Origin of the sequence: Rheinheimera sp., from assembly GCF_036568245.1 — a bacterium.
Lineage (GTDB): Bacteria > Pseudomonadota > Gammaproteobacteria > Enterobacterales > Alteromonadaceae > Alishewanella.
The window spans coordinates 1-11,301 of record NZ_DATCSY010000112.1 but is presented as its reverse complement, the minus strand read 5'-3'; the positions used below and the strand labels follow the sequence as shown (position 1 = coordinate 11,301).

The following is an 11,301-nucleotide window of genomic DNA, read 5'->3' as shown; positions in this document are numbered from 1 at the left end:
GCCATCGCGCAAACGGCAGAGCACTATATTGCCTTATTTGGCGATGATGCCGCGCTTAGCCAAACCCGCGCCAACTATGCGATGAAAAACAATACCCTGCCCTCTTTAAGCCGCCGCCAGGAAATGACGCAGTTTTTTTTCTGGACCGCCTGGGCCGCCAGCACTGAGCGTACTCCGGATAGTGCAACCTATACCAATAACTGGCCACACGAACCGTTGATTGATAACCGCCCCACTGCGGAAAACCTGATTTGGTCTCTGGTGAGTATCATCTTATTCATTGCCGGTGTCGGTGGCCTGATTTGGGGCTGGGCATTTTTACGCAAGCATGATGAAGAAGAACCGGCCGCTCCGAAGCTGGACCCGATTGCTAAGCTTAAACTTACACCATCGCAAAAAGCACTGGGTAAATATATTCTGGTGGTCGTGGCGTTGTTCACACTACAGGTATTCTTAGGCGGTTTTACCGCGCACTACACGGTAGAAGGTGACGGTTTTTACGGCCTTAACACCACAGAATGGTTGCCCTACAGCCTGGTCCGCACCTGGCATATTCAGGCTGCCATGTTCTGGATAGCCACCGGTTTTCTGGCTGCCGGGTTATTTTTAGCCCCGATTATTAACGGCGGTAAAGATCCCAAGTTCCAGAAACTGGGCGTTGACGTGCTATTTTGGGCCTTAGTGGTATTAGTTGCAGGCTCTTTTGCCGGTAACTATTTTGCCATTATGCAAATTATGCCCGAGCAATATAGCTTCTGGTTTGGTCATCAGGGCTATGAGTACATTGATATTGGCCGCTTCTGGCAAATTATTAAATACGTTGGCGTACTGTTCTGGTTAGTGTTGATGCTGCGTGCCGTGGTACCTGCCTTTAAAGCACCGGGTGATAAAAACCTGCTGGCACTGTTTGCGGCATCGGTTATTTGCGTCGGCTTATTCTACGGCGCCGGTTTATTCTATGGCGAGCGCACGCATTTATCGGTAATGGAATACTGGCGCTGGTGGGTCGTACATCTGTGGGTAGAAGGTTTCTTTGAGGTGTTCGCCACCGTATCACTGGCTTTTATCTTCCATAGTATGGGGCTGGTGTCGCGCACTGTTGCAACCAGTGCCAGTCTTGCGTCAGCTTCATTGTTTATGCTGGGCGGCATTCCGGGAACCTTCCATCACCTGTATTTTGCCGGCACCACCACACCGGTAATGGCGGTAGGCGCGACCTTTAGTGCACTGGAAGTGGTACCGCTTGTTGTACTTGGCTATGAAGCCTGGGAAAACTGGCGCTTAAAAAACAAAGCGCCGTGGATGGCAGATATTAAATGGCCGCTGCTGTTTTTCGTCGCCGTGGCATTCTGGAATATGCTGGGTGCAGGTGTATTTGGTTTTATGATTAACCCACCTATCGCTCTGTATTACCTGCAAGGCTTAAATACCACGCCAACCCATGCGCATGCTGCATTATTCGGTGTATATGGTTTCCTGGCTCTGGGTTTCTGCCTGCTTATCCTGCGTTATATCCGGCCTCAGTTAGTGTTTGATGAAAAGCTGATGAAAACGGCATTCTGGTGGATGAATGGTGGTCTGATGCTGATGCTGTTCAGTAGCTTGCTGCCAATTGGCTTCATCCAGTTTTATGCCAGCGCTACCGAGGGTTTATGGTATGCCCGCAGCGAAGCCTTTATGCAAAGCGATATATTGCACACACTGCGTTGGGTTCGCACCATAGGTGATGTGATCTTTATCATCGGCGCCTTAGCAATAAGTTGGCAGGTGGTAAAAGGCGTGTTTGATAGCAAGGCGGCTGAACAGCCACTGCAACAGATAAGCTAACATTTCTGTTAATTGAAGACACCGCCACTATGCTGCGGTGTCTTCTACCTGCACCACGATACTTAGCCGACGCTTAGTGTAAATGGCGATCTTCAGCAGTAAGAAAGAGGCAATCCCTATGATTTTCGGCAAAGACAAATTAAAACTGCAACAACTTGAGCAGACATGTACGCGACTTATGGATGAGAACCAACAGCTAAAAACTCAACTTGCACAAAACAAAGAGTTTGAGCTAACACGCCAACAAGAATCCGCTAAAATTCATGATGAGCTAACCACCATGCGTGGTGTTTCAGCCAACTTTGCTTTTTTCAGTGATTCGCTAAATGACGTACAAACATCATTTAGCGAACTGGCCGCTAACCTGACACAACAAATTGCCTGCGTAGCTGACGTGTCTGAACGCTCTTCTCACAGTGGCACAGCCCTACAGCAAATGGCCGCAAACTTACAGCAAATGTTTGAAACCATCACAACCTCTGCCAATAGTATTGAGAACCTGCATCACCGTGCTACGGAAATTAGTAGTATTGTTCAGCTTATTCGTGAAGTCGCTGAGCAAACCAATTTGCTGGCTTTAAATGCGGCTATTGAAGCAGCCCGCGCCGGGGATTCCGGGCGCGGATTTGCAGTCGTTGCTGACGAAGTACGTAATTTAGCCCAGCGCACCGGGCGGGCAACCACTGACATCACCCATTTGGTACAAACGATTCAAAGCGAAACGGAAACAGCACGCATGACCATGCATGACGGCGCGAAAAAATCTGCCCTGTTTTCTCAGCAAAGTCAGGCCACCGTCAGCGATATGAAACACTTGCAAAAATCAGCTCAGCAAATGCAACAAAGAGTTACCTGGGCAGCACAGCTAGCTAACATTGAAATGGCCAATCTACAGGAACTGGGCGTAAAAATGGCAGTTTATAAGGTATTTCTTGGTATATCTGAAATTAACGCTGAGCAATTACCTGACGAAACCGAATGTTTATTAGGTCAGTGGTATTACGATGGTGAAGGTAAAGTACGGTTTGCTAAGCTGCCTGGCTACGATGAGCTGGAAAAACCACATCAGGCAGTACACGCCTTTGCTAAAAAAGCCGTCAGCCTGTATCACAATGGCGATGTGGAATCTGCGTTGTCTGCGCTAACTGCGATGGAAGATGCTAACCGCACGGTAATGCGCGGTATTTCGTCAATGCTAAGCAAAGCCAACTAACTTCTTTACACAAGCCGCCCCCAAACGCGGTTTAAACTTAAGATACCGCTTGTAGCAAATACTAAGCTAAATCAGATACCTGATATTTATTAACCGGGCGAAGTGAATCTGGATGTATAACAGAAGTAACCGTTTCAAACTGGATGATGGCTGCCAAATTTATGTACCAGAAAACCAATAACGATAACTTATAAGATGAAACTCTAAACACCGCTCCGCTCAGCGGTGTTTTTTTATAAACGATCAGCTTATACTTGCCCTCTTTTGGTGCGCCTGGTGGTTATCCCTTGTCAACCTCGATAAAAAATCTGTTTAGTATGTTATTGGCGCAACTTGGTCTGATTAAACGCGACAGCCAGCGCTTATCTGCGATTCCACTAACTGAACGGCTAAAGGTTGCATTGGCAGCTTTTATTGCCTTATTCATCGTAACCTACACCAGCATGCGGTTAGCCGATATGGCAAGCACAGCTGTATTATTAGCCTCTATGGGGGCATCTTCGGTCTTGTTATTTGGTTTACCCAATAGCCCGCTGGCCAAACCCTGGTCATTTGTCGGCGGCCATCTGATTTCTGCCACCATTGGTTTACTGTGTTCACACCTGTTTACTGACCTTGCACTAATGGCTGCCGTGACCATAGGCTGTGTGCTGTTTGTCATGTACCTGTTTGAATGTATGCATCCACCCGGAGGTGCCACTGCACTGGTACCGGTTATTGCTTCTTCAAACACCGTTTTGGGCTACGACTTTTTACTCTACCCGGTAGCACTTAACGTTTTTGTGATGTTAGCAGTCGCGCTGCTATTGCAAAAATTTTGGTTAAAGCAAGGTTTGCAAAAGCCCTCACAGCAGTACGACCCCATTCATTTGCATCATGATAAATCCCCCCTAAACCGGTTGGGGTTGCAAACAGAAGATCTGTTAAGTGCTTTAAACAGTTTTGATACGGTAATTGATATCAGCGAGCAGGATCTTGAGCGTTTGTATCATCAGGCACAGCTGCATGCTTATCAGCGAAAAAGTGGCGAAATTCGTTGCAGTGACATCATGTCGCGCGATCTTATCACCGTAAAACCGGATACTGCCGTGGCAACAGCCTGGCAATTGCTTCGCAAACACAAAATCAGCATGTTACCGGTGGTTAATGATGAACAACATTTGCTGGGTGTTATTGCCACGGTCGATTTTTTGAAGAACCTGAAAGTACCGCATTACTGGGGGTTGTTGCGCCATGTTAATCAGCTATTACTGCGTAACAAGCACAGCAGCCAATACAAACGCAATGTAGCTGATATCATGGTTAGCAAGCTGACTGTTGCGCATGAACATGAGCATATTGCTGCACTGGTGCCTGTGCTGTCTGATCAGGGTTTACACCATATACCGGTATTAAATGATCAGCAGCAACTGGTAGGGGTAATTACCCAGTCTGATCTTATCGCAGCGTTGTTTAACGCCAATCTGAATAACACCAAACCAGCCTGATGCTCAGGCCAGTTTAAAGCGCGCGACCGTCAGTTGTAACTGCTCAGCTAACCGCGCCAATTCACTGCTGGTGCTGGCTGTTTGCTCTGCACCAGCACTGGTTTGCACTGCTACATCGCTGATATTGATAATTTTTTGGTTTATCTCTTCTGCCACTGCCGCTTGCTGTTCTGCTGCAGAGGCAATCTGAATATTTTTGTCATTAATACTTTTTATATCCTGCAACACCTGCGCCAGAATATCTCCGGTTTGTGTCACTTTTTCCCGCCCTTCCTGCGCCTGCTCAAGACTGATTACCATTGCATCAGACGCTTGCTGTGCTCCCTGCTGTAAACCCTCAATCATTCGTTGAATATCACCGGTTGATTGCGCTGTGCGCTGCGCCAAGGTACGTACTTCGTCAGCAACGACAGCAAAACCACGGCCCTGTTCACCGGCACGAGCGGCTTCTATTGCAGCATTAAGTGCCAGCAAGTTGGTTTGTTCAGCAATACCGCGAATAACATCCAGCACTGAGGTAACAGCATCACTGTCGTGCTTTACCTTATCAATCACATTAGCAGTACTTTCTACCTGCCCGGACAATCGCTGAATAAGTGCAACAGTTTGCTGTAACCGGTTTTGCCCCTGTATCGCAGCGGCTTGCACACTGTCAGATAACTGCGCCGCTTGTGATGTACTGGCTGCCACATCCCGCACCGTAGCACTCATTTCATGCATGGCCGTTGCTACCATTTCAGTATCTTGTTGTTGCTGCTGCACGCCTTTGCTGGTTTGCAATGTAACAGCAGAAGACTGCTCTGCCGCTGTCGCGACTTGCGTTGTTGCATCACCTATTTCAACAATAACCTGTTGCAGCTGCTGCGCCATATTATTGGTGCTATCAGCAATGCTGCCAAATTCATCTTCACCACTATACTGGCAGCGGGCGCTCAGATCCCGCCCGGCAAGAGCAGCTATAGTATTTTCAACACTACAAACAGCATCGGCAATGCTACGTATTGTTTTAATCGCTATCACTGCCAGTACGATACCTAACAGTGCGATAACCCCCAACAGCAACCAAAGTTGCCGGTTAGATTGCTGGTACAATTGCCCCGCCGCCGACGCTATATCAGCATTAAGCTCAGCTTCAAAAACCGCCATTTGTGCCAAACGCTCAGTGGCCAAATCAAACCATTGGCCGTCATCTACATTGAGAGGCTCGCCTGGAGAGGTGGTAAAGCCAAGCTGCTGTATACGGGATACCTCAGCAAAACTGCTGTGCTGCGTTATCAGTTGCCAGGCATGTTGTTGCTGCGGGCGTAACATACGAACAAAATTTTCACTAAAAGCATTGTAGGCACCTAAATTGTTACTAAATCGGGTAAGTAACTCAGTACTGAAACTCCCCCGGCTAAATACCAGGCCTAAAATGGCACGCTCTCGCCCTGCTCGCTCTTTCAATTCAATAAGCTGGTTTAAAGTAGCAAGCTGCCGTGCCATGTCTTGCTGTGTCAGCGTCGCTTCCAATTGGTGATTCTGCGCTATCATCGCAGTGACTAATGCCGTATAGCGCTCAGCTGAGATGCTATTGCTCAACGTAAATTGGTCAATTTGATGGCGTAGCTCCGGCAGTTGTTGCAATTGTTGCTGCAAAGCAACCAGCTCTGGCTGTTGCAAAACCATAAAAGCTTGCAAGTGAAGGTCCGTTTGCATACGCAATTGGCGTAAACGATCGGTGAAACGTGCACCTGCACTGGCCAAATACACACCACTTGCGCCCCTTTCAGCCTGCAAAGTTGCAACCAGTTTATTCATTGAGACAGACGTATCAATTGCATGTGTTACATATTGCGCCGTTCGAACGTGCTGCCAGTTAAGATACAACCGATCCATAGCCAGCAAAAGTGCCGCTATCGCGGGTAACAAGAGTAACAACATCAGCTTGCGACGAAGTGGCAGATTACGGATAAGGTGTTTCATGGGCATGTCTCAGGGTGAAAATAACCACCATTTTAGGTAAAAACCACCCAACCACTAAGCAAACAAAGGTGGCTACCGCTTTATGGGTAGATACCATCTTCATTTTGGCCAATATCTGCTATCAATCTGCTTTGATACACTAGGTTGATACGAATGAAAGAAACCTCGTTTTAAAGGTATTTCAGATGAATATTGAATCTTACGCAGATCTCATCATCGCCGCTCAGCAACAAACTGAACCGCAGCGCTTGTTATTTGTATTCGCCAAGGCAGAACTGCCAAATGGGTACACCGACACGCAAAAACAAAATTTTGAGCAAGGCAACGGTGGCGCCCTGGCACCGGTGTTATGTGTCGATAAGTTACCGGAAGAAGTCAGCGATTTTTCCAACCTGGTGCTTGAATCCAAAAACACCGGCGTTGACTGGGATATTGCTTTTGTCTCTGCCCTGGGTGGCCGCGGTGGCTTTCCGCCAAACAGCGATGAAGCCAGCCAACCACTGAAGATGATGACAGAGAAAATTCAGGGCGGCATGATTGCTGATTTTCTAACCTTTGATAAAACCGGCGAGTTAGTGGCGTTGTATTAGAATTGCCACCAAACACCGATTTGAGACGCTGTACATTGATATAAAACGTCTCCTTTGAGCGAAAAGCGGACGTTAACGCCCACAGCTGCGGACGACTTGGAGCGCAGCGGAAAGGCGTTCCGACAGCCTGCGTTTGTTAAGTGTTTCACCCCTGAACACTGGCATATACCGAGGTTAGGAACTCGTCGATTTCTCTCTCGTTTACCAATATACGATATTCAGTAAATAGTGGCTGCTCTGAGGTGACAGCGATTGCATCGGCATCGCACTGAGCATCCGAGCGAAATGTAACCGAACCGATAACATTGTCAGTCTCGAATTCAGCCACTGCGAATGTGCTACCTTTTTTGTACTGGTGATACAGCAACTCTGGAGATTTTGTTAGCACAATATCACCAAGATTTTCTGTGCGATGCCACTCGACAAAATAGGAGACCAATCTTTTATCGTTTCTTATCGAAGCCGAACATGGCCGACAGCATTGCTCGCCATCCACTTGAACTGTGCACGACTCACATAAAGGCTCTCTACAGAGATGACACACTAAATCACTCTTACAGTTACTACAGTTTTCTTCGTATATGGCACTCAACATAGATTTACCGATGACACTTAACGCTTATTCGGCGGGTCGACCCGCTTTTAAACACGGGTTAACCTGTCTTTGTAAATTTAATGTACAGAACATTACACCGCTTCTTTTAAACTTACAATGACTTATAGGTACAGCTGGTATTTGTGCCGGCGACAAATACGGGTTAACCCGTCTAACAAAACTTGAGTCAGGCTTGGGCATTATGTGCATACAAATACAGCGATTTTCAGAAGCTAAATACCAGAACGAATATCCGCTTTTGGCACTTATCGGAAGTTGCGATTAAATTGGTACTGCTTTACACCACTTTAGAATAACGCTGCTGTCCCTGGGTTAAGTAAGCATCAAAACAGGCACAGATGCTGCGCACCCACAGCCTGCCGCTATCAGTCACTTTAATGCGCTCGGCATATACTTCAACCAAACCATCTTCCATAAAAGGCTGCAACCGTGCCAGCGCCTCACTGAAGTATTGCCAGAAGCTGTTAAGACGCCACTTTTGGTTAAACTGTTCGACGTCAAGCTCGAAGTGGCAGATGAGCTGGCTGATAAGTGCTGCACGCAGTTTATCGTCACTATTGAGACTAAAACCGCGCTCTACCGGTAGCTGGTTGGTATTGATAGCCTGATAATATGCCGGCAGATCTTTAGCGTTTTGCCATAACACACCGCTTACCTGGCTGATACTGGATACGCCAAGGCCAATCAGTGCGTCCTGCCCTGCGGTGGTATAACCCTGGAAGTTACGCTGCAGTTTACCGGCTTGTTGCGCTTTAGCCAGTGCATCATCGGGCCGGGCAAAATGGTCCATACCGATAAACTGATAACCCGCGGCAACAAAGCAGTTTATGGCCAGTTGCATCAGTTCCAGTTTCAACGTGGCATCCGGCAGGCTGGCATTATCAATTTTATGCTGGGCGGCAAAGCGTTCTGGTAAGTGGGCATAGCTAAACAGTGAAATGCGATCCGGGTTCAGGCGGATAATTTCATCAACCGTTTGTGCGAAGCTGGCCGGATGCTGAAATGGCAGGCCATATATGAGATCAAGGTTAATCGACGTAAAACCCAACGTCCGGCTTAACGCCACCTGATGGCGGATAAGATCAGTATCCTGTACCCGGTTGATGGCAATTTGCACTTTTTCATCTAAATCCTGCACACCGAAGCTAACGCGGTTAAAGCCCAGCGTACGCAAATGCCGTAGCTTTTCATCACTGCAACTGCGCGGGTCAATTTCAATACTGATTTCAGCATCACTGTTAATGGTAAAGTACTTGTGCAACAGCGCCATCAGGCGGCTAAGTTGCACTTCTGTCAGGAAAGTGGGTGTACCGCCGCCCAAATGCAACTGAGTAATGCGTTTGTCGCTCAGCAGTGGCGCATACAGCGCCATCTCTTCTGCCAGCGCATCAAGATACGTATCCGCTTTATGCTGATGTCGGGTGATCACTTTATTACAACCACAGTAGTAACACAGCTTATGGCAGAACGGGATATGCAGATATAAACTCAGTTCAACCGGACTTTGTTGTATTGTCTGAAAGATTCTCTTGCAGTCAAAGTTTTGGCTTAACGCCAATGCGGTTGGGTAAGACGTATACCGTGGGCCATTAATATTGTATTTACTGATGAGCTTCGGGTCCCAGCTAACTGATGTCATAATTACCTCTTTATACACTTCGTCTTTCAAGATGCACGGTTGTTGGCTGCGTTCACTCACCCCAATCACTTAATACAGCTAAGCTCATGGGGATTCGCTCACTTGCCGCCTACATGCATCTTGAAATCCATTGGGTATAGATCTTTAGCCATTCAAGGTGTTTGTATCATTTGTTGCTGTGACAGCCATGTCAGGCTGCGAGACAAAGCTGCGGGTAATCGCTCCGGGCCGATAGCATCAAGCAGGTTTTTGCAGTACAAGCCGAGCTCAGTATCACCTAACATGTGTAAACGGCGGCGGAAAAAAAGTGTATCCGGGTCGACCTGATTACTTATCATTGCAATAAAATCGGCAAACTCAGCTTTTAACAGTAAATCCTGCTGTGTCGGGTTAAGTTCTATCTGTAATCGGTTGCGGTCAAGCCTGATACCAAACTGCAGGCCAATATCAGACACAGCAACAACCACCTGTTTATTGCCCATGAACGCCAGCTCGTTTTGCTTAAGTTCGCTATGAAAAAAGCGGTTCAGACTGCATTCTAACATTTTGCCCTGAACACTACCGGGCACATAACGGGTAAGCCGATGCATCATTGTGGGTAGACCCGCTACCAACTTGTGGTTAACTCTTTTAATATCAAACATATATGCGCCTTCCGCTTCACTGTGCCTCTATAATAAAACCACAGTAAACACGCGTTGGCTATTCCCTGTCGGAGGTAGCTACGACGCCTAAACCTCAGGTCGAAAAGGTAAAAATGGAGTTGCTTTGCCCAGCTGGAAGCATGCCAGCATTGAAGGCAGCCATAGAACATGGCGCTGATGCCGTATATATCGGCTTAAAAGACGACACGAATGCCCGCCATTTTGCCGGGTTAAATTTTGACGAAGCAAAGTTAAAAGAAGCTGTGCGTTTTGTGCATTTACATGGCAAAAAGTTGCACGTTGCCATTAACACTTTCGCCCATCCGGATAACTATCGCCGCTGGCAACACGCAGTAGAATTAGCAGCTAATGCCGGTGCAGATGTGCTGATCCTCGCGGATATTGCCATGCTTGCCTATGCTGCTGAACGCTTCCCGTATATAGAACGCCACCTGTCTGTACAAGCGTCTGCCACTAATGCCGCTGCGATTAATTTTTACCGTCAGTTTGGTATCAGCCGGGTAGTACTGCCCCGTGTATTATCAATACAACAGGTAAGAGCGCTGGCCAGAAGTTGCGACATTGATTTGGAAGTGTTTGCATTTGGTAGCCTATGCATCATGGCTGAGGGTCGCTGTTACTTAAGCTCTTATATGACCGGGCAGTCGCCCAACACTGCCGGTGCTTGTTCTCCCGCTGCTTTTGTAAACTGGCAGGATAACGACGGCATACTGGAATCGCGTTTAAACGGCATTCTGATAGACCGTTTTAGCCCGGGTGAGAACGCTGGCTACCCCACCTTATGTAAAGGCCGTTTTAGTGTCGGGGCAGATACCTACCATGCCCTGGAAGAGCCAACCAGTTTAAACACACTGGATTTATTACCGCAGTTATACGCGGAAGGTATTAGCTCGCTGAAAATTGAAGGCCGCCAGCGCAGCCCGGCTTATGTGGCGCAAATTACCAAAGTATGGCGGGCCGCTATTGACGCGGTAATGGCCGCACCAGATCACTTTAGCGTACAGGCAGACTGGCAACATGTACTTGCCAGTCTTTCTGAAGGCAGCCAGACCACACTGGGTGCTTATCACCGGCAATGGAAGTAACAGCATGAAATTTTCACTTGGCCCTGTGCAGTATTTTTGGCCCAAAGATCAGATGCTGCAATTTTACCGCGAGGTCGCAGACAGCGATTTTGATATTGTTTATCTGGGTGAAACGGTATGCAGCAAACGACGGGAATTAAAATTTGATGATTATTTCGCAATAGCTAAAACCTTACACGAGGCAGGCAAACAGGTATGTTTATCATCTATGACC

The 11,301-nt window shown here is 47.5% G+C and carries 9 protein-coding genes and 1 pseudogene; 6 read left to right on the top strand and 4 right to left on the bottom strand.

The annotated features are described in order from the left end of the window. The 3 genes from VIN66_RS05130 to VIN66_RS05120 form a co-directional block, all read left to right on the top strand. The coding region (locus VIN66_RS05130; protein ID WP_331922969.1) for a nitric-oxide reductase large subunit at nucleotides 1–1,827 on the top strand (1,827 nt) is incomplete at its 5' end. A gap of 82 nt (nucleotides 1,828–1,909) precedes the next feature. Next, on the top strand, nucleotides 1,910–3,040 hold the full coding sequence (locus VIN66_RS05125) for a methyl-accepting chemotaxis protein (RefSeq protein WP_331922968.1): 1,131 nt from the start codon (nucleotides 1,910–1,912) through the stop codon (nucleotides 3,038–3,040). Nucleotides 3,041–3,327: 287 nt separating this feature from the next. Further along, complete coding sequence (locus VIN66_RS05120) at nucleotides 3,328–4,527, top strand: HPP family protein (protein WP_331922967.1); 1,200 nt, start codon at nucleotides 3,328–3,330, stop codon at nucleotides 4,525–4,527. Between the two features lie 3 nt (nucleotides 4,528–4,530). Here the strand turns inward: VIN66_RS05120 and VIN66_RS05115 are convergent, their stop codons facing one another. Then, complete coding sequence (locus tag VIN66_RS05115) at nucleotides 4,531–6,492, bottom strand: methyl-accepting chemotaxis protein (protein ID WP_331922966.1); 1,962 nt, start codon at nucleotides 6,490–6,492, stop codon at nucleotides 4,531–4,533. A 185-nt stretch (nucleotides 6,493–6,677) separates the two neighbouring features. On the opposite strand from VIN66_RS05115, the gene VIN66_RS05110 reads away from it, so the two are divergent. Then, nucleotides 6,678–7,082, top strand: coding sequence for a ribonucleotide reductase subunit alpha (locus VIN66_RS05110; protein ID WP_331922965.1), 405 nt, complete (start codon nucleotides 6,678–6,680; stop codon nucleotides 7,080–7,082). A gap of 145 nt (nucleotides 7,083–7,227) precedes the next feature. Here VIN66_RS05110 and VIN66_RS05105 read toward each other — a convergent pair whose 3' ends face one another. The 3 genes from VIN66_RS05105 to ubiT form a co-directional block, all read right to left on the bottom strand. Continuing rightward, nucleotides 7,228–7,470 (bottom strand): hypothetical protein, encoded by a 243-nt coding sequence (locus VIN66_RS05105; protein ID WP_331922964.1) that lies wholly within the window; start codon nucleotides 7,468–7,470, stop codon nucleotides 7,228–7,230. 505 nt (nucleotides 7,471–7,975) lie between these two features. Continuing rightward, the gene (gene hemN / locus VIN66_RS05100; RefSeq protein WP_331922963.1) at nucleotides 7,976–9,337 is read right to left on the bottom strand and encodes an oxygen-independent coproporphyrinogen III oxidase; all 1,362 of its coding nucleotides are present in this window, start codon (nucleotides 9,335–9,337) and stop codon (nucleotides 7,976–7,978) included. Nucleotides 9,338–9,489: 152 nt separating this feature from the next. Further along, nucleotides 9,490–9,981 (bottom strand): ubiquinone anaerobic biosynthesis accessory factor UbiT, encoded by a 492-nt coding sequence (gene ubiT, locus VIN66_RS05095; RefSeq protein ID WP_331922962.1) that lies wholly within the window; start codon nucleotides 9,979–9,981, stop codon nucleotides 9,490–9,492. A 113-nt stretch (nucleotides 9,982–10,094) separates the two neighbouring features. On the opposite strand from ubiT, the gene ubiU reads away from it, so the two are divergent. Continuing rightward, entirely contained in the window at nucleotides 10,095–11,087 is a 993-nt protein-coding gene (ubiU, locus tag VIN66_RS05090; protein WP_331922961.1) for a ubiquinone anaerobic biosynthesis protein UbiU, read from the top strand. A 4-nt stretch (nucleotides 11,088–11,091) separates the two neighbouring features. Continuing rightward, nucleotides 11,092–11,301, top strand: a pseudogene (locus VIN66_RS05085) (U32 family peptidase); the annotation flags it as partial.

What these genes read in the sequence shown, in the direction of transcription:
- ubiT (WP_331922962.1), bottom strand. Translation starts at nt 9,981, where the DNA reads ATGTTTGATATTAAAAGAGTTAACCACAAGTTGGTAGCGGGTCTACCC.
- VIN66_RS05125 (WP_331922968.1), top strand. Translation starts at nt 1,910, where the DNA reads ATGGCGATCTTCAGCAGTAAGAAAGAGGCAATCCCTATGATTTTCGGC.
- hemN (WP_331922963.1), bottom strand. Translation starts at nt 9,337, where the DNA reads ATGACATCAGTTAGCTGGGACCCGAAGCTCATCAGTAAATACAATATT.
- VIN66_RS05115 (WP_331922966.1), bottom strand. Translation starts at nt 6,492, where the DNA reads ATGAAACACCTTATCCGTAATCTGCCACTTCGTCGCAAGCTGATGTTG.
- ubiU (WP_331922961.1), top strand. Translation starts at nt 10,095, where the DNA reads ATGGAGTTGCTTTGCCCAGCTGGAAGCATGCCAGCATTGAAGGCAGCC.
- VIN66_RS05110 (WP_331922965.1), top strand. Translation starts at nt 6,678, where the DNA reads ATGAATATTGAATCTTACGCAGATCTCATCATCGCCGCTCAGCAACAA.